The 19,940-nt window shown below is 52.2% G+C and carries 14 protein-coding genes and 1 CRISPR repeat array; of the genes, 4 read left to right on the top strand and 10 right to left on the bottom strand.

Going from position 1 to position 19,940, the window contains the following annotated elements:
* The first annotated feature begins 6 nt into the window (after window positions 1–6).
* Window positions 7–477, top strand: coding sequence for a MaoC/PaaZ C-terminal domain-containing protein (locus BTA35_RS13780; RefSeq protein WP_078320402.1), 471 nt, complete (start codon window positions 7–9; stop codon window positions 475–477).
* A 155-nt stretch (window positions 478–632) separates the two neighbouring features.
* On the opposite strand, the gene BTA35_RS13775 is transcribed toward BTA35_RS13780, so the two are convergent.
* On the bottom strand, window positions 633–1,817 hold the full coding sequence (locus BTA35_RS13775) for a vWA domain-containing protein (protein ID WP_078320401.1): 1,185 nt from the start codon (window positions 1,815–1,817) through the stop codon (window positions 633–635).
* A 9-nt stretch (window positions 1,818–1,826) separates the two neighbouring features.
* Window positions 1,827–2,672: an AAA family ATPase gene (locus BTA35_RS13770; RefSeq protein ID WP_078320400.1), complete on the bottom strand. Its 846-nt coding sequence runs from the start codon at window positions 2,670–2,672 to the stop codon at window positions 1,827–1,829.
* A 185-nt stretch (window positions 2,673–2,857) separates the two neighbouring features.
* Between BTA35_RS13770 and BTA35_RS13765 the strand changes: the two genes are divergently transcribed.
* Window positions 2,858–4,576 (top strand): flagellinolysin, encoded by a 1,719-nt coding sequence (locus BTA35_RS13765; RefSeq protein WP_078320399.1) that lies wholly within the window; start codon window positions 2,858–2,860, stop codon window positions 4,574–4,576.
* Window positions 4,577–4,733: 157 nt separating this feature from the next.
* Window positions 4,734–5,705 carry a cysteine synthase A gene (gene cysK / locus BTA35_RS13760; RefSeq protein WP_078320398.1) on the top strand — a complete coding sequence of 324 codons (972 nt, stop codon included), beginning with the start codon at window positions 4,734–4,736 and terminating at the stop codon, window positions 5,703–5,705.
* Window positions 5,706–5,743: 38 nt separating this feature from the next.
* On the opposite strand, the gene BTA35_RS13755 is transcribed toward cysK, so the two are convergent.
* From BTA35_RS13755 to BTA35_RS13740, 4 genes are all read right to left on the bottom strand, one after another.
* Window positions 5,744–6,535, bottom strand: coding sequence for a class II glutamine amidotransferase (locus BTA35_RS13755; protein ID WP_078320397.1), 792 nt, complete (start codon window positions 6,533–6,535; stop codon window positions 5,744–5,746).
* 163 nt (window positions 6,536–6,698) lie between these two features.
* Window positions 6,699–8,573: a vWA domain-containing protein gene (locus BTA35_RS13750; protein WP_161489878.1), complete on the bottom strand. Its 1,875-nt coding sequence runs from the start codon at window positions 8,571–8,573 to the stop codon at window positions 6,699–6,701.
* A gap of 133 nt (window positions 8,574–8,706) precedes the next feature.
* The gene (locus tag BTA35_RS13745) at window positions 8,707–9,369 is read right to left on the bottom strand and encodes a YEATS-associated helix-containing protein (protein WP_078320395.1); all 663 of its coding nucleotides are present in this window, start codon (window positions 9,367–9,369) and stop codon (window positions 8,707–8,709) included.
* A gap of 137 nt (window positions 9,370–9,506) precedes the next feature.
* The gene (locus BTA35_RS13740; protein ID WP_078320394.1) at window positions 9,507–9,881 is read right to left on the bottom strand and encodes a hypothetical protein; all 375 of its coding nucleotides are present in this window, start codon (window positions 9,879–9,881) and stop codon (window positions 9,507–9,509) included.
* A 64-nt stretch (window positions 9,882–9,945) separates the two neighbouring features.
* Between BTA35_RS13740 and BTA35_RS13735 the strand changes: the two genes are divergently transcribed.
* Window positions 9,946–12,060 (top strand): prolyl oligopeptidase family serine peptidase, encoded by a 2,115-nt coding sequence (locus BTA35_RS13735; protein WP_078320393.1) that lies wholly within the window; start codon window positions 9,946–9,948, stop codon window positions 12,058–12,060.
* A 338-nt stretch (window positions 12,061–12,398) separates the two neighbouring features.
* Window positions 12,399–17,368: direct repeats of the CRISPR family, unit length 29 nt; unit sequence CGGTTCATCCCCGTGGGCACGGGGAACAC.
* 95 nt (window positions 17,369–17,463) lie between these two features.
* Here BTA35_RS13735 and cas2e read toward each other — a convergent pair.
* Genes cas2e through cas5e form a run of 4 tightly spaced genes read right to left on the bottom strand, consistent with a single transcriptional unit; the run spans window position 17,464 to window position 19,931 of the window.
* On the bottom strand, window positions 17,464–17,757 hold the full coding sequence (cas2e, locus tag BTA35_RS13730; protein WP_078320392.1) for a type I-E CRISPR-associated endoribonuclease Cas2e: 294 nt from the start codon (window positions 17,755–17,757) through the stop codon (window positions 17,464–17,466).
* Window positions 17,754–18,674: a type I-E CRISPR-associated endonuclease Cas1e gene (cas1e, locus tag BTA35_RS13725; RefSeq protein ID WP_078320391.1), complete on the bottom strand. Its 921-nt coding sequence runs from the start codon at window positions 18,672–18,674 to the stop codon at window positions 17,754–17,756. The genes cas2e and cas1e overlap by 4 nt, the downstream gene beginning before the upstream one ends.
* Entirely contained in the window at window positions 18,671–19,285 is a 615-nt protein-coding gene (gene cas6e, locus BTA35_RS13720) for a type I-E CRISPR-associated protein Cas6/Cse3/CasE (protein WP_078320390.1), read from the bottom strand. Before cas6e ends, cas1e begins: the two co-directional genes overlap by 4 nt.
* Window positions 19,272–19,931, bottom strand: a complete 660-nt coding sequence (gene cas5e, locus BTA35_RS13715; protein WP_078320389.1) for a type I-E CRISPR-associated protein Cas5/CasD — start codon at window positions 19,929–19,931, stop codon at window positions 19,272–19,274. Before cas5e ends, cas6e begins: the two co-directional genes overlap by 14 nt.
* Window positions 19,932–19,940: the final 9 nt, after the last annotated feature.

Here is a 19,940-nt window from a genome sequence, read left to right as displayed (position 1 = left end):
TAGAAAATGACCGTACTGGTTAGCAAAACCTACGAAGAGATTCAGGTTGGGGACACAGCAACACTGGAACGTGCTCTGACCGAAAAAGAACTGGTACTGTTTGCAGCGGTATCCGGCGATGTTAACCCGGTTCACCTGGATGCAGAGTTCGCCAAAACCACCATGTTTGGCGAGCAGATCGCCCATGGCATGTGGTCCGGCTCTCTGATCTCCGCAGCTCTGGCAACAGTACTTCCGGGGCCGGGCACCATCTATCTGGGACAGGAGCTGAGCTTTCGCCGTCCGGTGAAGCTGGCCGATACTCTGACCGTGACCCTGACAGTTAAAGAGAAACTGAGCAAAAACCGCGTTGTGATCGACACCCTGGTCACCAACCAGAACGATGAAAAAGTTGTAGTGGGCACCGCAACGGTAATGGCACCCACCGAGAAGTCCGAACTGCAGGCACCTGAGCTGCCAGCCATCACTATTGGTTGATACCCTTGGTTAAGTCGGATGGCGCGCCGTTAACCTTTTGAAGGTATTGTTTGGCCCGTTATCCGGCACTTATCCGACCTACGAATCAGGCACAATCCTCGTCGATCTGTAGATCGGAAAAGCCGAAGGCGCCTTCCGACACCTTTGCCATGACATTAACTCTTTTTCGTTAAAAGATTCATCGCCTCAGTGATACCCGACAGAGTCAGCGGAAACATCCGATCCTGCATCAGCTGACGCGTCATACCGATGGACTGAGTATAATCCCAGTGATTTTCCGGTACCGGATTCAACCAGACGATATTTTTCCAGGTATCCGTCACCCGCTGCATCCATTGCGCGCCACTCTCCTCGTTCCAATGCTCCACGCTACCTCCGGCCATAGCGATCTCATAAGGTGACATGGAGGCATCACCAATAAAGATCACTTTATAATCTGAGCCATATTTATGCAGCAGATCATAGGTAGGGATTCGCTCATCAAAGCGGCGCAGATTGTTCTGCCAAACCGATTCATAGATAAAGTTGTGGAAATAGTAATATTCCAGATGCTTAAACTCGGTACGACAGGCGGAGAACAGCTCTTCACAGGTTTTGATATAGCCATCCATAGAGCCGCCCACATCAAAAAACAGCAGCACTTTAACGCTGTTATGGCGTTCAGGCACCAGCTTCAGGTCCAGCATACCGCCATTATGGGCTGTAGACCGGATGGTATCATCCAGATCCAGCTCAGAAGCCGCCCCACTGCGGGCAAACTGGCGCAGGCGCTTCAGGGCCACCTTAATATTACGGGTGCCCAGCTCCACACTATCATCCAGGTTTTTAAATTGGCGTTTATCCCAGACCTTAACAGCACGGTTATGGCGATTACCATCCTGCCCGATACGGATACCTTCAGGGTTGTAGCCATAGGCACCGAAGGGCGACGTACCCCCGGTTCCAATCCACTTATTACCACCGGCATGGCGTTTCTGCTGCTCCTCCAAACGCTCTTTAAAGGTATCCAGAAGCTCCTGCAGGCTTCCCAGAGATTTGATCTTCTCCCGCTCCTCCGGGGTCAGCATTTTTTCAAACTCTTTGCGAATCCACTCGTCAGGAATCAGCGTATCCAGCAGGTCATCCAGGCCCTCCAGCCCGTTAAAATAAGCACCAAAAGCCCGATCAAAGCGGTCATAGTAGCTTTCATCTTTGACCAGACAGGTACGGGCCAGCAGATAGAAGTCGTCGATATTGGCAAAAGCCACACCCTTTTCCAGGGCCGCCAGCAGATCCAGCAGCTCCCTAAGGCTAACCGGCACACCGACTTTGCGGATATCATTAAAAAAATCGATCAGCATAGCAGCCCCCTAGCGGGATTGACGGCGGTGCATAAAGGCCAGTTTCTCCAGCAGGGAAACATCCTGTTCATTTTTCACCAATGCACCGTGCAGCGGAGGAATCGCCTTGCTGGCATCCCGCTCCTGCAGCATCTCTAGGCTCATCTGATCCGCCATCAGCAGCTTCAGCCAGTCGATCAGCTCAGATGTGGAGGGTTTTTTCTTAAGACCACGAACATCCCGCAGATCGAAAAACACTTCCAGCGCTTCTGAAACCAGCTTCTGCTGAATATCCGGATAGTGCACATCAACAATCTTCTGCATCGTCGCCTTATCCGGGAAGTTGATATAGTGGAAAAAGCAGCGACGCAGAAACGCATCCGGCAGCTCTTTCTCATTGTTACTGGTGATCAGAATAATAGGGCGCTGTTTCGCTTTGATCGTTTCGCCGGTTTCATAAACATGAAACTCCATTTTATCCAGCTCTAATAACAGATCGTTCGGAAATTCAATATCCGCTTTATCGATCTCATCGATCAGCAAAACCACCTGTTCATCAGACTCAAAGGCTTCCCATAGCTTGCCCTTGTTAATGTAATTCTTAATATCATGGACACGATCATCCCCCAGCTGGGAATCCCGCAGACGGGAAACTGCATCATACTCATACAACCCCTGATGAGCCTTTGTGGTGGACTTAATATGCCACTGGATCAGACGTACACCTAAAGCATCCGCCAGCTGCTCAGCCAGCATCGTTTTACCCGTACCCGGCTCACCTTTAATCAGCAGTGGACGCTCAAGAGCGATACAGGCGTTAACCGCCATCTGAAGCTCATCGGTTGCCACATATTGATCCGTACCCTGAAATTTCATAACGGTGTATCTCTTATTTTTAGTTGTCAGATTTAAGTGCGTAGCTTAGCAGTAATACACGCACAGATATTCCCGCCTAGTTTACTGGGTCTTTTCGTCAACGAAAGTCAGTGAGTGACCCATAGGTCATACAAAAAACAAAAAATAAGAAGCTTTGTAAAAAATAGTTAAAGATGTAACTAAATATGTCGATAGATTCAGTCAAGATACATTTTTTTTCTGCGCAGAGATCCACTCCCTCTCCAAACGGGCTGCACAGGGCACATTACAACGGGGCAAACCTGTCTATGCTTTTTGTAAATACAAATGTCAGCGCACTCAAAGGGATGAACTTTATGTCCCGCGTAACGGAGCGGATGAATCTGTCTTTTGAACAGCTATCCTCCGGCAGCCGAATCAACTCTGCAAAAGATGACGCTGCGGGTCTGCAGATCGCCAATCGCCTCGAAACACAAATTATTGGCACCAACCAGGCAACCCGAAATATTCAGGATGGTATCTCTGCCCTACAAATTGCAGACGGTGCCATGGATGAAATCACCAATATCACTCAACGCATGCGCCAGCTGGCGGTTCAGATGTCCAGTAACACACTGAGTCAGGAAGATCGTGATGGTGCTCAACTTGAGATCGAAGAGCTGATCAACGCTGCCAACGGGATTGCAGAGTCAGCAAACCTTGGGGGTGACACACCGCTTCTTGAAGGGCCCGACGTTAATTTTACAGCCAACTCAGATGCCGATATTTTTGCCCGGGTTACCGGTATGATGGAGCAGGCAGAAGCCAATATTAAAGCCCATTACGGCCTTGTGGGTGATGGGGAAGACACCTTCCAGATGCTGATCTCCAATCATGATGGCGCCGGTAATGTTGTTGCCTTCGTGACCTCTGCTGCGGGCGATGTTATCAGCATGACCCTGGACCGGGATGACTTTAACGGATCGATCAGCAATATTGATCGCATTATTGAGCATGAGATGGTACATGCTGTTATGGGCAACCAGATAACCGCAGCCATGCCCAAATGGTTTACCGAAGGTACCGCAGAACTGATTCACGGTGCCGACGATCGTCTGGTGGTTGATGTTGCGGGCGATCCGGCAGCACTGATGGCGGGCTGGAACCCCTCATCGGCAGCGAACAGTGCAGACTACTCAAGAGCCTATGTGGCAGCCCGAATGCTCCATGACGATCTTAAATCTGCAGGTCATTCCGGAGGCATGAGTGCGTTAATGCAGACGATGGCCGATGGCGATACCCTTGATAGCGGTCTGCAAAAACTGCTTGGCATCTCCCAGGCTGATTTTGAGACACGGGTCGCCAACGAAGGGGCCTCCTATATTGAATCGATGGATCTGACCAATGATGATCTGGGGGGAATCGGAGCTTTGGATTCTGACGCCATGGGAACCCGAAACGCAGAAGATGCCGTGGGTGATGCATTCAGCTATGCAGAGCAACCCCTTGAAGGCTTCAAACTCGACTGGTCTGCCGCAGGCTTTAAACCTGATGAGAAGAAAACCTTCCAACTACAAACCGGTAGCAACGCCGGAGAGCAATCCAGTTTTTCAATCAGAGGTGGAACCGCCGAACGCCTGGGACTTGCCGGGGTCAATGTATCCGCCAATGCACGGGGCTCCATTGCCATCACAGACAAAGCTCTGAAAAACATCCATGAGATCCGCCGTGAGATTGCCGGAACCATGGCAGAACTGGAGTCAATGCAGCGTAATAATACCGCCATGGTGATTAATACCTCAGATGCCAAATCCCGCATCAAAGACACCGACTTTGCTGCTGCCACATCCGAGTTAACCCGAAACCAAATTATTCAGCAGGCGTCATCGACCATCCTGGCACAGGCGAACCAAACCCCTAATATCGCTCTTTCCCTTCTCAGTTAACCCCACTGAAAGCCGGCTAAGAACTCAGCTGAATAAACAGTTAAGTTCTTAGCTTAAAACATTATTGAATTAAGATCTGATAGATTTTTCCTCAACCTATCCCTACCCTAACGAGCAAGGGTTATAACGACCCAACAACCAAGACAAGGGAATAACAATGAGCAAGGTTTTTGACGACAACTCGCTAACCATCGGCGAAACCCCTCTGGTAAAAATCAACCGACTGACCCAACACGGCAAGGTGTTTGCCAAACTGGAAAGCCGTAACCCTGCCTTTTCTGTTAAATGCCGTATTGGCGCTAACATGATCTGGGATGCGGAAAAGCGCGGTGTTCTTAAACCTGGAATGGAAATTGTAGAGCCCACCAGTGGCAACACAGGTATCGCCCTATGTTTTGTGGCCGCATCCCGTGGCTACAAAATCACCCTGACCATGCCTTCCAGCATGAGTATTGAACGCCGTAAAATGATGAAAGCTCTGGGAGCTAATATCGAACTGACAGAACCTGCAAAAGGCATGAAGGGCGCAATTGCGAAGGCAGAAGAGCTGGTTGCCAGCAATCCTGAGCATTACTTTATGCCGCAACAGTTTGAGAACCCGGCGAATCCCGAAATTCATGAGAAAACCACTGGGCCAGAGATCTGGAATGACACCGATGGTGAGATCGATATTCTGGTGGCAGGCGTAGGCACCGGCGGCACCATTACCGGTATTTCCCGTTATATCAAAAACACCCGGGGCAAAGCGATCACATCCGTTGCCGTAGAGCCCGTGGAGTCCCCTGTTATCAGCCAAACGCTTAACAGTGAAGATGTTAAACCTGCTCCCCATAAAATTCAGGGTATTGGCGCAGGCTTTGTACCTAAGAACCTGGATCTGTCTCTGGTGGATCAGGTGGAGCAGGTCAGCAATGATGATGCCATTGAAATGGCCCGCCAGCTGATGCTGAAAGAGGGTATTATCTGCGGCATCTCCTGTGGTGCAGCCATGGTCGCCGCACTGCGTCTGGCAGAGAAGCCTGAAAATGCCGACAAAAATATTGTCGTTATTCTGCCGGATTCCGGTGAGCGTTACCTGTCCACTGCGCTATTCGAAGGTATGTTTACCGAGAACGAAACCGTACAGTAAACCCACCCTTCAGTACCGGGTAAAACACGGCAGACGTATTACTCTGCCGTGTTCTTTAAAAACCGCTCAACAACCCGCCCTTCTTTAAAAACAACCAGCTCGCCGGGCAGAATAGTGTTCCACGCTTCATTGTCGGTCAGTGGCTGAGTCGCAATAACGGTCACCACATCATGGGGCGTTGTCTCTTCTTTGAAGTCTACCTTCATCTCAACATCAGACAGCTGAGCTTCTCCAAAAGGCGCTTCACGGGTAATCCAGCTTAATTTGGTTGAGCAGTAAGCAAACAGGTAATCACCGTTTGAAAGCAGCATATTAAAAACGCCCTTGCTTCGTAGCTGCTCGCACCATTGATGCAACGCCTGACTCAGAGGGCCAATGGCACACTGGTCGGTAAAATTCAGCCGTATCTGGGCCAGCAACCAGCAAAAAGCCTGCTCACTGTCCGTTGTTCCTACCGGCAGATAAAAACTGGCCGGAAAATGGGTTTTACTCTCCTCCAGCTGCCCGTTATGGGCATAACTCCAGTAACGCCCCCAAAGCTCACGGCTGAAGGGATGGGTATTTTCCAGACAGATTTCACCCACATTGGCTTGCCGGATATGACTGATCACCGTTTTGCTTTTGATCGGGTAGCGCTGGATCAGCTTAGCGATCTCAGAGTCCACCGAAGGATTAGGATCCCGAAACTCGCGATAACCAACGCCTTCATAGAAAGCGATGCCCCAGCCATCTTTATGTGGCCCGGTCTCACCACCGCGCTTAACCAGTCCACTGAAACTAAAACAGATATCCGTTGGCACATTGGCACTCATGCCAAGAAGTTCACACATGAAATAAAGCCTGTAATCAATAGAAAATAACGCGCTGAAAATCTTACGGTAAAAAAATGGCCCCTGTTAACAGAGGCCACTTTTTTTATGCATTGTCACCTGACTAAACAATCAGCGTCATTTGATTCACCACCAGCCGGTTTTACTGGATCTGACATCGCCATCAGAGAGACAGGTCATCATCATCCTGCTGGCGGTCTTCTGATGGCTGGCTGGCCTCAGACGTCTTGCGCTCACCGGACTGCTGACGGGCAGCAGTGCGACGCTGCACAAAGCGTTTATACAACCAGAAAGCTCCGGCGAACAAGCCAATATTAACCAAAGCCACCGCAAGGTAGACCCATAGCAGATTAGCATCACTCGGCTTGGAGGGATCTAAAGGCTGGCTGTTCGGATCAAGAAGATTCATCGGTTTTTTAGGCCGGTCATCCTCTTCAGCTTTATCGGCGTTATTGGCCGAGTCTGCAGCACCTTCATCAATAGACTGAGCATCCATCTCTCCCGGCGAATCCAGAGTCTCAACCTGAGGTTCAGGGTTCAGCGGCGGGATAATGACAGGGTCTAACTCGATATCAAAAGCTTTGCCCTCAACGGTCCCGGTAGCAAAGACACGAATACGCTGCGCCTTCTCACGATCCATATCCGGCAGATCCAGGGTCCACGACTCCGGCGTAGCCAGCTGTGCCTTCTGAGCCAGACCATTTACCTGGGCGGTAATCGTCAGATCGCTGGCCTTAAGCTCCGGCAGAACTTTAGTGAAAAAGATACGCTGCGGCTCATTAGCATCATCGTAGTCCACCTGAGCACTGACAATATCCTGTACAAAAACAGGCTGAGAAACCGAGCGCTGGAAGGTTTTACCATCCAGATTGACCTGAATCCGGTAATTGCCTGTGGTGTTAAACGGCCCCAGTTTTGTGACAAAGGTTCCGGCGTCTCCCGGTTTACCTGTCATGGCATCAGACTTGAGTACCTGATCATTATCGGCCAACTGCTGAGCATCCATCGCAACCACACGCAAAAACTCAGGGCGGGTAATGGTTTCACCCTCTTCCTGAATTGATGCCTGAATATTCAGATCCAGGCCCCGGAAAAGCGTTGCCGGTATATCACTGACTTTAAGGCTGAGATCCGAAACCACCGTAACGCGGTTATCCGGGTGCATCTCAGTTTCTACCAGCCACTCGCCATCATCAGGATCCGATACCGTGATCAGGTCGTAACGGCTTTCATAATGCCAGCGCACATTATCCGGATGATTCAGAGCCGTATAACGCTCACCTTCAGGGGTAATAAGAAAAACCCGCTGACTATCCGGCTTATGGAAAATCAGAGCGGTAAACTCATTAATACTGCTATCCACCAGGAAGCGGTTATTCTCAAGCGGGACCTGTTTACTGGGGGCTGTACGATCCAGAGCCTGCATAAAGAGCTGCATCAGCTCCTCCGCATTATTGGCCACCGCCGCCAAGCCTCCGGTACGCTGGGCCAACTTCAGCATCAGATCTTTATCTGCGTTATCAGAAAGGGCAACGGTATGAACCGTATAGCCCGCTTTTTTCAATTGTGGTAGCAGATCAAACTGAATACTGTCCCGGGACTCATTGTTTTCCTGACGCTTACGGCGTCCATCCCGTGCTTCTGATATATCCACCAGACCATCGGTCAGCAGAATAATATGGCGATCATAATTTTCATCCACACGATCGGCATCATGACTGGCGCGTTCCAGGGCATTTTCGATATCGGTAAACAGGGCAGAAGAGGTAATATCACGGCTCCGGCTCCGGGCATCCTGACGCCACTGCTCGGAAACCGCTTCATGGGGAACAAGCTCATTGGTATAAGTACCAAAGGTCCAGACACCAGCCTTACTTCCCTCCGGCAACAGATCAACCAGCAGATTCAACGCCGGAACCCTGAGGTTTGACGGGTCGTTGTTTTTCATACTGCCGGATATATCGATCAGGACGCGAACATCAGGCTTTACATCTGCTGCACTTACCACAGAAGCTGCAACAAAAGCCCACAGCATCATAAGGATTCTAAATCCTTTTTTGCCGGACCATCTGCTCTGCTTCGTTGATCGATCTGCAATAACGGGCATTTCAGTTCCTTACTTACCTGGTGATACCGGATCAACTCCGGTATCCATCTCAATCTTTTTGTTATTAAACAATGGACTCAGCCAGCTTACGGCCACGCTCCGTTACATACCAGCGCATTCCCCAGCCACTGTTAACACGGCCCGCCATACCTTTACCGACTAAAACCGCCAGGCTTTTCTGCAGATCGGTTTCATCCAGTTCGGTCTCAGTACACAGAGTCGGCAGCGCACGATAGATATGGCGACCACTGGCCAGGCTCTTCAACACCGCTGTTGAGGAAACATCCAGTGAATCCAGCTCTGTTGATGAAACTTCTGCCTGATCCTCATGCTCGGTTTCTGTTTCCAGCAAAGGCACGATAGAGTCCTGCAGCTGCTTTAGTTGCTGCTTCAGCTGCTCTGTTTCTGTTTTAGCTGTTTCTGCCGCCACCAGAGTACGATCCAGTGTATTCGTTGCCACCAAACGTGAGGCGATAGCAGCAATCAGGCAGATACCGGTATAGATCAGCAGCTTAGAGGCATCCTCCTGACTCTGCGCCACAATATCACTGCTCAGCAGATCCAGTGCTACCGGCACCAGAAACGCAGCACTGACACCCACCACCAGAGAGCGCGCCAGAGCAATGGTATCTTTGTTATTCTGGTTCAGCAGATAAAAATTAACCAAACCACCAAAAACACCAGCAAACAGCATAACTAAAACGAGAAGAATGACGTGCGTTGTCATATTAATTTCCTGAAATAATTTCCTTTAAGCCGTTAAAACGACCCGCCCCAACTAAAGTGCCACTTCACAACGATCATTTAAAGCGGCAACGGATTTCCGTTTTTGTTCGGATCGGCCAGACAAACCGATCGCTTGCATTAACGCTCCTCAGCCGCCTCACCGGATGGCGATGCGCCTGGCTCATCCTGACGGCTTTTCAGCCAGAGGAACAGTGCCAAAACCAGATAACCTACCGCCAACCCACCTAACAGAGGTAAACCAGCCCGCATCCAGGTTGCGCCTTCAACACCACCAAACGTTTCAAAAAAAGTGATAATCACAGCCGGAGCCAAAGGTCCGCCCGTTCCCTGCACATACCAGGGAACCGCAAACAACACCGTTGCCGTCGTGACAATAAAGCCCCGCAGGGTTAACGGCCAACTGCGGGTAATTCTGAGCGTGACAATCATCACTGCCAAAGCAGATAATAGATAGATACACCAGCTCAGAAGCTGATAGCTCTCAAACGCCATAGTTCTCAATTCCTATAGCCGCTGTATTTGCGGCATAACACCCTGATTCTTAAGCGCCCTTATTATGTCTCAAGCTAAACAAAATAACGACCTCAGCACGACATCACTTAACGCAATGCCACAATTTTTATCCCGGGTGCTGCAGAAAGATCCCCTTTCATCACTGGAAAAGAAAAGCAGAGAGACACTCACCTTCCTGGAAAAATGCAATCAGGATGCCAACTCGGCACTCAACCCGGAATTACAGGAAGAACTTTTTCGGGAGATTCGTCACCGAACCCCTCTGGATCATGACAGCTACCCCACAGACCTGAAACACTATCGCTATTTTGTCCGCCAGAGAGAAGCCCTTAACTACCCCCAGTTCTGGCGCCCCCCCCTTAACCAAGAGAACCGCCAGCATCAGGAGAAACTGGAACAGGCTCACTGCTATCTGGATATCAACAAGCTGGCTGCAGAGTACGACTATTTTGATCTGGGGGATCTGGCAATCTCCCCCGACGAGCAACGGCTTGCCCTGACAACCGATACCGAGGGCGATGAGATCTACAGCCTGCAACTGGTTAACCTGAGCAATAACCACTGGCAGACCTTCGACGATTTACCGCCTCTGGCATCTGACCTGATCTGGACAGAAAATCAGGAGACCCTGCTTTGCTTCCCACTGGACGACACACAGCGCCCGTGGCAAGTCATGGCTCTGAACATCGCCAGCGGCCAAACATCGATTATTTTTGAAGAGCCCGATGCCCGCTTCTGGGTTGGCTGCAGCAAAAGCCGCGACCGTAAACACCTGTTTATCGAAAGTCTGAGTAAACAAAGCACCCGCTACTACCTGTTACCGGCAGATCAGCCTTTAAACCCACCCCAACTGCTGATTGAGCAGCAGGAAGGCCATGAATATCACGCCGACAGTATCGATGACCAACTCTATATCCGCAGCAACCTGCAACAAGCCGACTTCGGGCTCTATCGGCTCGATCAACAGCAGGTCACACCGCCGCTGTCACCTGCAGATTTTCTGCAGCAGGCCAGCGTTATTCATCCGCCATCAATGCAGAAAACTTTCGAAGGGTTTGAGCTATTCCAGAACCATCTGTTAATCCTGCAAAGGGATCACACCCGGGGGCGTCAGGAGTTATCCATCCATAGCCTTGATGGCAAAAAACAGCACGACTTTGAGCCACCCTACCCGCTGGTCAGCATAAACCTGTCCGACAACCCTGACAGCGATACGCCCTGGGTACGACTGGAGTTAGAATCTTTCAATCAGCCACCTACCCTCTATCGCTATACCATGACAAAGCAACAGCTGGAACAGCTGCGTCAGATGCCCCTGAACAATACAGACCTCAGCCAGTTCACCAGTCAGCAGATACTCATTCCCGCCTGGGACGGCACCCCCATCCCCGTCAGCCTTGTTGGTAAAAAAACCTTACTGGATGCGCAAAAACCACAACCTGTTTTACTCTACGCCTATGGCGCATACGGCGACCCGCTGGATCCCTGGTTTTCTTCCAGCCGACTCAGCCTGATGGAACGGGATGTTATCTTTGCCATCGCCCACCTTCGCGGTGGCGGCGATTGTGGCGAGCATTGGTATCACCAGGGCCGGCTCGGCTATAAAGAAAACAGCATCCGCGACCTGGAAGCCGTGATACAGGCACTGCTCAAACAAGGTATCACCGAACAAGAACAGCTGGTCGTACAGGGAGGCAGCGCCGCCGGAATCGTCCTCGGCGCACTGTACAACCGCAGCCCCGAACTTGTCACCGGCATCATCGCCGAAGTCCCTTTTGTGGATGTACTGCGCACCATGTCGCGACCGGAGCTTCCCCTCACCATTGGCGAATATGAAGAGTGGGGCAACCCCCAAGAACCGGAAGCCCACTGGCGAATCCGCCACTACAGCCCACTGGACAACCTGAAACCAGAAAGCCATCAAACAGAACCGCGCCAGCCAAAACTCTGGATTGAAGCAGGCCTGAACGACCCCCGCGTGCAATACTGGGAACCCGCTAAATGGGCCTATCGACTGAAAAAAGCAAACATAGAAAAGGTTTGGTTAAGAACCCGCATGGACTCCGGCCACGGCGGCGGATCAGGCCGGGATCAAAGCTACCGGGAAACCGCTGAGACCCAGAGCGTTGTCCTGATGATGCTTAATAAAGACCAGTAAACTCCCACTACAACCACCCCAAACCCGTAGCGCCAAAAACAGCCGTAGGTCGCCCTTCAGGGCGACACAGATATCATTGCTAAACCACCTGCGTGCCGGTGAACGTAGGTCGTCCTTCAGGGCGACACAGACATCATTTCTAAACCGCCTGCGCGGCAGTGAACGTAGGTCGTCCTTCAGGGCGACACGGATATCATTTTTAAACCGCCTGCGTGCCGTTGAACGTAGGTCGTCCTTCAGGGCGACACGGATATCATTTCTAAACCGCCTGCGTGCCGGTGAACGTAGGTCGTCCTTCAGGGCGACACAGACATCATTTCTAAGCAGCCTGCACCGGACGATTCATCCTCGTGGGCACAGGGAACACACTCTCATTTGCAACTCTAAAATGTCCTGTTCCGGTTCATCCCCGTGGGCACGGGGAACACTCTTTGCCCGCTGGCTTGGCGTTTAAATAGATCGGTTCATCCCCGTGGGCACGGGGAACACAGCTCCTTTGAGGGCTGCAAGCACAACACGCGCGGTTCATCCCCGTGGGCACGGGGAACACTTCGTTTTATGAGCGCGATGTTGCTGTGTCGGCGGTTCATCCCCGTGGGCACGGGGAACACTTCTCTATACGGATCATGAAAAAGTGCTTATGCGGTTCATCCCCGTGGGCACGGGGAACACCCGTGGTTCCCGCAGGTGCTGGAAGAGGAGCGCGGTTCATCCCCGTGGGCACGGGGAACACTGATTTTATATTGCAGAGATTGCGGAGAATATCGGTTCATCCCCGTGGGCACGGGGAACACAGAATCGCGCGCAGCTTGTCAGGCGTCATGCCCGGTTCATCCCCGTGGGCACGGGGAACACGATCCAGTTGTCGTTAAACCGCGCAAAAAGCACGGTTCATCCCCGTGGGCACGGGGAACACGGCCGGTGCTGTGATCTCCGGCATGTGGCGGTCGGTTCATCCCCGTGGGCACGGGGAACACAATGGCAGCGGCTTCAGCGGCTGTTTTAAATGCGGTTCATCCCCGTGGGCACGGGGAACACCCCGTGATCACCAATCGCCAGGCACAAACTCACGGTTCATCCCCGTGGGCACGGGGAACACATTCCCTCCCTTTGCCCGTGGCGTTAACACCTCGGTTCATCCCCGTGGGCACGGGGAACACTTCAAGACGCGCCGTTTCAACATTGCCAAAAACGGTTCATCCCCGTGGGCACGGGGAACACAAAGACACCTACATTGATGAGGTACTAGAACACGGTTCATCCCCGTGGGCACGGGGAACACAAAGACACCTACATTGATGAGGTACTAGAACACGGTTCATCCCCGTGGGCACGGGGAACACGCCACCACGGCGGTTTTTTTGTGCCTTTTTGACGGTTCATCCCCGTGGGCACGGGGAACACTCTTATTCTCTATACGAGTCTTATCAACTTCACGGTTCATCCCCGTGGGCACGGGGAACACGTGCGTGTTAACCAAATATGCATCAGGGCGACCGGTTCATCCCCGTGGGCACGGGGAACACGCAAAAACCAATCTCTTTAACTCGCTCAATTTCGGTTCATCCCCGTGGGCACGGGGAACACAACATCGCCATCGAACTCTACATCTATCATTTCGGTTCATCCCCGTGGGCACGGGGAACACTTTTCCTTAATTTCCCTTATAAGGTTTAAGTGCGGTTCATCCCCGTGGGCACGGGGAACACTAGGATGTTTCTAAGTCAACGGACTGACGTAGCGGTTCATCCCCGTGGGCACGGGGAACACGTGGATAACTCAACTCAGGGAGTAAATCATGGCGGTTCATCCCCGTGGGCACGGGGAACACATAAATTGCATCATATTTAATTCCTGGGTGCGCGGTTCATCCCCGTGGGCACGGGGAACACAAAACCTTCTTTTAGCAGTGCTACTGCTTTTTCGGTTCATCCCCGTGGGCACGGGGAACACTAGCTGATGCTGTTAATTATCTGGCTGGAGCACGGTTCATCCCCGTGGGCACGGGGAACACCAGCCCGTGATCAGATCCATTAAAGCCGTAAGCGGTTCATCCCCGTGGGCACGGGGAACACGATTACCCGCTGCCCGCGTTGGCGGCAGATGCCGGTTCATCCCCGTGGGCACGGGGAACACATAGCCCAGCACAAAGAGCGCACTAAACACGACGGTTCATCCCCGTGGGCACGGGGAACACGCATCATTCAGCCAATCAAGTTGCAGGCTAAACGGTTCATCCCCGTGGGCACGGGGAACACGTACCTTTGCCACGCGGCCAGCTATCAAAACGCGGTTCATCCCCGTGGGCACGGGGAACACGCCTGATAAGCCCGGCTATATGGATAATCCAGCGGTTCATCCCCGTGGGCACGGGGAACACTTTTCCTTAATTTCCCTTATAAGGTTTAAGTGCGGTTCATCCCCGTGGGCACGGGGAACACTAGGATGTTTCTAAGTCAACGGACTGACGTAGCGGTTCATCCCCGTGGGCACGGGGAACACGATTACCCGCTGCCCGCGTTGGCGGCAGATGCCGGTTCATCCCCGTGGGCACGGGGAACACATAGCCCAGCACAAAGAGCGCACTAAACACGACGGTTCATCCCCGTGGGCACGGGGAACACGCATCATTCAGCCAATCAAGTTGCAGGCTAAACGGTTCATCCCCGTGGGCACGGGGAACACGTACCTTTGCCACGCGGCCAGCTATCAAAACGCGGTTCATCCCCGTGGGCACGGGGAACACATCGTAGCCGGGCAACCGAGGTTACCGAATACCGGTTCATCCCCGTGGGCACGGGGAACACGCCTGATAAGCCCGGCTATATGGATAATCCAGCGGTTCATCCCCGTGGGCACGGGGAACACGATGGTGCTTGTTGTGTGCGCCGTAATATCGTCGGTTCATCCCCGTGGGCACGGGGAACACTGCTCCAGCCTGGTGAGCGGTACTCCAAAGCTCGGTTCATCCCCGTGGGCACGGGGAACACAAGACTATGTTGGTCTTAACATACTGTGGACACGGTTCATCCCCGTGGGCACGGGGAACACTCTATCCCCCACCAGCATTTTTCGTCTTCTTGCGGTTCATCCCCGTGGGCACGGGGAACACGGTCGCACGCTGAGTTCTGCGCTAAAAAGCGTCGGTTCATCCCCGTGGGCACGGGGAACACTGTCGTGTCGGTCTCGCCGGTTTTTGCAATCTCGGTTCATCCCCGTGGGCACGGGGAACACTTAAAGCACTAAAGAATTTTCGCTTCACAGAGCGGTTCATCCCCGTGGGCACGGGGAACACGCCCCACTCCGCAATTGATCTAATCCGCCATCCGGTTCATCCCCGTGGGCACGGGGAACACAATTTTGCAAAGAACGTTCGGCACCGCGAACGCGGTTCATCCCCGTGGGCACGGGGAACACATATCCATCTTCAGCCAGCCGGAGAAACTATGCGGTTCATCCCCGTGGGCACGGGGAACACGTCGTGGCTTTTTATTGCCTGAAGGTTTCCCTCGGTTCATCCCCGTGGGCACGGGGAACACTCTTGCGGCGTCAAGCAGCGGGTCAGCGCCTTCGGTTCATCCCCGTGGGCACGGGGAACACGCCAGAATCAAGATCCCGCCATTAACGGAACTGGGTTCATCCCCGTGGGCACGGGGAACACCACCGATCAGCGCCTTATCTGGTGCAGTACGCCGGTTCATCCCCGTGGGCACGGGGAACACCTAGTCGCGCCACCAGCTCTAGCTGCTCTTCTCGGTTCATCCCCGTGGGCACGGGGAACACGGGGGAGCTAGTTTGTGACTGTGGCCGCAAGGCGGTTCATCCCCGTGGGCACGGGGAACACTGGATGATTTTGGCCATGTGGCGTCGATGGATCGGTTCATCCCCGTGGGCACGGGGAACACGCCCTGCCGAAGGCTGACGGAGAATAATCATGCGGTTCATCCCCGTGGGCACGGGGAACACCACTTTTTCCAAGCCGTTGCATCTGTTCCGCCCGGTTCATCCCCGTGGGCACGGGGAACACATAGGGATCAAGAAAAACGATCTGATCCGTTGCGGTTCATCCCCGTGGGCACGGGGAACACCTAAAGATAAAACGGTATACCCATTCTTCTTTCGGTTCATCCCCGTGGGCACGGGGAACACACTAATGCGTTCGGCCTGCGCGTCTGCCCAATCGGTTCATCCCCGTGGGCACGGGGAACACATGGTCCGCACATCAGCAAAAGCAGATGGTCACGGTTCATCCCCGTGGGCACGGGGAACACCCAGTCGTAGGGTCTATGGACTTCCCGTCTACCGGTTCATCCCCGTGGGCACGGGGAACACCCGGCGTTAATCTCCAGTATGTTTTCCTCATACGGTTCATCCCCGTGGGCACGGGGAACACTCTTCTACCGGTTTCTGTATACCCGCACACTGCGGTTCATCCCCGTGGGCACGGGGAACACTGACCAGACAGCAGCTCTTAAAGTATCAGCTGCGGTTCATCCCCGTGGGCACGGGGAACACGATATAAGTATCGGCAGCCTGTGTTATAAACGCGGTTCATCCCCGTGGGCACGGGGAACACACCCAGCCGCTACCAAAGCAGGTCGGGCAGGGCGGTTCATCCCCGTGGGCACGGGGAACACCATTTAAATGTCTGGGTATCTGCAAAAGACGGCGGTTCATCCCCGTGGGCACGGGGAACACGTGACGGTAACGCCGGAGCGGATCAGGTGGTACGGTTCATCCCCGTGGGCACGGGGAACACCGTGTTTAATGCCTGGCTGAGTAAATCACCGACGGTTCATCCCCGTGGGCACGGGGAACACAAAAAGAAGATATGGAAAAGCTGTTTGCACAGCGGTTCATCCCCGTGGGCACGGGGAACACTGTGTTACTGGAAAAAAATACGGGCGTTACAGCGGTTCATCCCCGTGGGCACGGGGAACACTTGTCCGCAGACTTGACCTCTTCCGGCATACTCGGTTCATCCCCGTGGGCACGGGGAACACACTTATCTATACCAGAATCTGAACCGGATAGGCGGTTCATCCCCGTGGGCACGGGGAACACACTGGAGGTTGAAGCAGTTTTTTTGCTCATTTCGGTTCATCCCCGTGGGCACGGGGAACACCGGCGTTTAATCAGGCGCATATCCTCAAAATACGGTTCATCCCCGTGGGCACGGGGAACACGGCAGGCGGGCTACTCCGTTGAGCAACTGGTGCGGTTCATCCCCGTGGGCACGGGGAACACTTCAGTTCTTAGGCCCAAGGGCTTCATTAATTCGGTTCATCCCCGTGGGCACGGGGAACACTCTTGCTGGATGCGATTGTTTTATAAGGACTTTTTATCCCATAAAAAATCTACCAACAAGATAAGCAAAAATTACACTATTAAAGAGCAGACAAATCAAGTGTTATCAGAAGGCAAAAATGAAACAAGCCTTAAACCATCCATTTCGATTGGAATACGCCTGTTCTGACCATAGGTTTGAAAATCAAAACCAGATTCAGTATTGGTTGCCCACGCGAGAACGACATTGCCATCTTCAGCAAGTACATTAATCTGCTGCCAGATCATCTCTCTGATTTTTCTCGATACATCCCCTACATACACCCCCGCGCGAATCTCTAACAACCAGACGGCTAACCGCCCCCGAAGTCTGGGCGGGACATTCTCAGTCACGACGACCAACATACTCATTGGTGGCTCCTGTGGCCTAAATCACCGGTTGCTTCGGGCTCCGGTATTGCAGGGGGCTGGGCATCTTTGGGTGGTTTCGGAGGTTCTATTTCACCGGCGGCTAATACCTCTTCAATCATAGGAATCAGGCGTTTGAGCACTTTACTACTTCGGAAAATATCTCGGCAGGCATGACGTACGGCTTTATCCGGTTGGGTTGGGTGAGTAGCCGCTATCTCAAAGGCTTTGGGTACGATATCGTCAAACTTGATAATATCAGCGATATCGTAAACAAAAGACAAAGGTTTGCCGGTATGAATAAAACCGATAGCTGGTGCATAACCTGCCGCTAAAATAGCCGCTTCAGTGATGCCATATAAGCAGGATGTGGCAGCACTGATACATTGATTGGTTACATCCCCAGCAGCCCAATCTTTAGGATCATACCGCCGCCCCTGCCATTTTATGCCATAGCGCTTGGCAAGCAGTTTGTAAGTTTCACGAACACGGGCTCCCTCGATCCCACGCAGCTGTTCAACGGAACGTTTAGCCGGTGGCGGCTCGCCAAAACGCATTTCAAACATTTTGCGAACCACTTTCAGCCGAAGGTTTTCATCTAGCGCCAGCTTGGCTTGATAAAGTAAACGATCCGATCTAGCGCCTCCTGGCTGACCAGAAGCATACAGACGCACCCCAGCCTCTCCAACCCAAACTAAGAGCGTGCCAACTTGTGCAGCCAATTTGGCTGCGGCATGGGATACTCTTGTGCCGGGTTCTAGCATAATGCAGGCAACAGACCCAACGGGAATATGCGTCCGAACCCCCGTTTTATCGACAAGTACAAAAGCACCGTCAATAACGTCAATCTGACCGTACTGCAGAAAGATCATGGAAACCCGGTCTTTCATCGGGATGGGATTCAGGGGAATAAAGGTCATGCGGGTGCCAATGAGATCAACCCGCAGCCAAGTGATTTGGCTGGGCCAATTCCTTTTTTGAGTACATCTAAAAATGCTTGTTCATCTTCAATCATCAGTACCCCATCAAATAATACCGGTTGAATCTTTCCCGAATATTTTTCACGTGCCTTATGAAAATTCAGCGGCATTTCTTGTTGAATATTTAATGCTTGAACAGATGCACAGCCAGCAAGCTTTCGTTCCAACCAGGCTTGCTGTTGCTCTTCATGCACAAGGGGCACGCGAACTGTACGAGTGTAACTCTTACCATTTCGAATGCGTTCGCCTTTGCTCTTATCCTTAATCGCCTTGATAGGATTTGCCCTTAAACGAAAACGTAAAAACTGTTCTTGGTACAATGACAACTGTAGTTCTCGTACGGCTAACAGCTCGACATTTTCATTTTCAGCGGGGCGTTGCAGGGACTGCATGAGGACCACAGCCCCCTGTCCTTTTAGGGTTTGCTCCACACGGTATAAAAAATCACGCTTTCCATCGGGCTGCTCAGGAAATAATTGCCACAGAGCCCTATGCTGTTCGTAAGGATTTTTAGCTTGCGCCCAGTTAAGCCTTACTTTACTCAGATACATGTAAAACCCCCTCTTTTTTAGGCTTCGTCATATACACGCAACGACTGGCAAACTGACGCGGTCTGTCAATGATAGGCACATCTCGTTTTTTAAGTGGTATCGCCTTTTCATCAAACTCATCTGAGTAGATGGTGCCACCCATTGGTTCACACAAGCTAAATGCCATTAATGCGGACTGGGCAGACACTTGTCCTTCGTATAGTGGACGAGAGAGCGCGCAGCTTCGACGACCAAGAACAGGGGTATAAACCGGTTTTTTAACTGCAGCATCAATATCTAAAAGAGTGATATCAGCATCATCAACTAACCATACCAAAACCGTGTACTTGGCGTCCTGCCAGTACTCACGCCAGGTCTGTATCGTTTCGTGACTTTTTAAGCCGCTATACTCTTTACGAGCATTTTTAACTGTATGGTAGTCAGTCATTTTCTGACCTTGCTGGTCTATACGCACAGCAAACTGCACACTTTTGGCCAGCATGTACTGCCCTTTGGTGTCCAGTCGATCAACCCCTAAGCAAGCTCCCAGCAACCCCAACAATGCGCTACGACCGGGGAAAAGCTCGGAAGGCCTTAAACCTTCAAAGCTTTCACGCCCCCAGGCTTGCATTGGCCCCTCTAGTTTCAGTACAAGATAGTCCTTCATAAGACCACC

The organism is Oceanospirillum linum (assembly GCF_001995095.2).
Lineage (GTDB): Bacteria > Pseudomonadota > Gammaproteobacteria > Pseudomonadales > Halomonadaceae > Oceanospirillum > Oceanospirillum linum.
This window is presented reverse-complemented; position numbering and strand designations above follow the sequence as displayed.

Bases quoted from the DNA above. Each gene is read 5' to 3' on its own strand.
- BTA35_RS13780 (WP_078320402.1), top strand. From the start codon at position 7: ATGACCGTACTGGTTAGCAAAACCTACGAAGAGATTCAGGTTGGGGAC.
- BTA35_RS13775 (WP_078320401.1), bottom strand. From the start codon at position 1,817: ATGCTGATCGATTTTTTTAATGATATCCGCAAAGTCGGTGTGCCGGTT.
- BTA35_RS13770 (WP_078320400.1), bottom strand. From the start codon at position 2,672: ATGAAATTTCAGGGTACGGATCAATATGTGGCAACCGATGAGCTTCAG.
- BTA35_RS13765 (WP_078320399.1), top strand. From the start codon at position 2,858: ATGTCGATAGATTCAGTCAAGATACATTTTTTTTCTGCGCAGAGATCC.
- cysK (WP_078320398.1), top strand. From the start codon at position 4,734: ATGAGCAAGGTTTTTGACGACAACTCGCTAACCATCGGCGAAACCCCT.
- BTA35_RS13755 (WP_078320397.1), bottom strand. From the start codon at position 6,535: ATGTGTGAACTTCTTGGCATGAGTGCCAATGTGCCAACGGATATCTGT.
- BTA35_RS13750 (WP_161489878.1), bottom strand. From the start codon at position 8,573: ATGATGCTGTGGGCTTTTGTTGCAGCTTCTGTGGTAAGTGCAGCAGAT.
- BTA35_RS13745 (WP_078320395.1), bottom strand. From the start codon at position 9,369: ATGACAACGCACGTCATTCTTCTCGTTTTAGTTATGCTGTTTGCTGGT.
- BTA35_RS13740 (WP_078320394.1), bottom strand. From the start codon at position 9,881: ATGGCGTTTGAGAGCTATCAGCTTCTGAGCTGGTGTATCTATCTATTA.
- BTA35_RS13735 (WP_078320393.1), top strand. From the start codon at position 9,946: ATGTCTCAAGCTAAACAAAATAACGACCTCAGCACGACATCACTTAAC.
- cas2e (WP_078320392.1), bottom strand. From the start codon at position 17,757: ATGAGTATGTTGGTCGTCGTGACTGAGAATGTCCCGCCCAGACTTCGG.
- cas1e (WP_078320391.1), bottom strand. From the start codon at position 18,674: ATGACCTTTATTCCCCTGAATCCCATCCCGATGAAAGACCGGGTTTCC.
- cas6e (WP_078320390.1), bottom strand. From the start codon at position 19,285: ATGTATCTGAGTAAAGTAAGGCTTAACTGGGCGCAAGCTAAAAATCCT.
- cas5e (WP_078320389.1), bottom strand. From the start codon at position 19,931: ATGAAGGACTATCTTGTACTGAAACTAGAGGGGCCAATGCAAGCCTGG.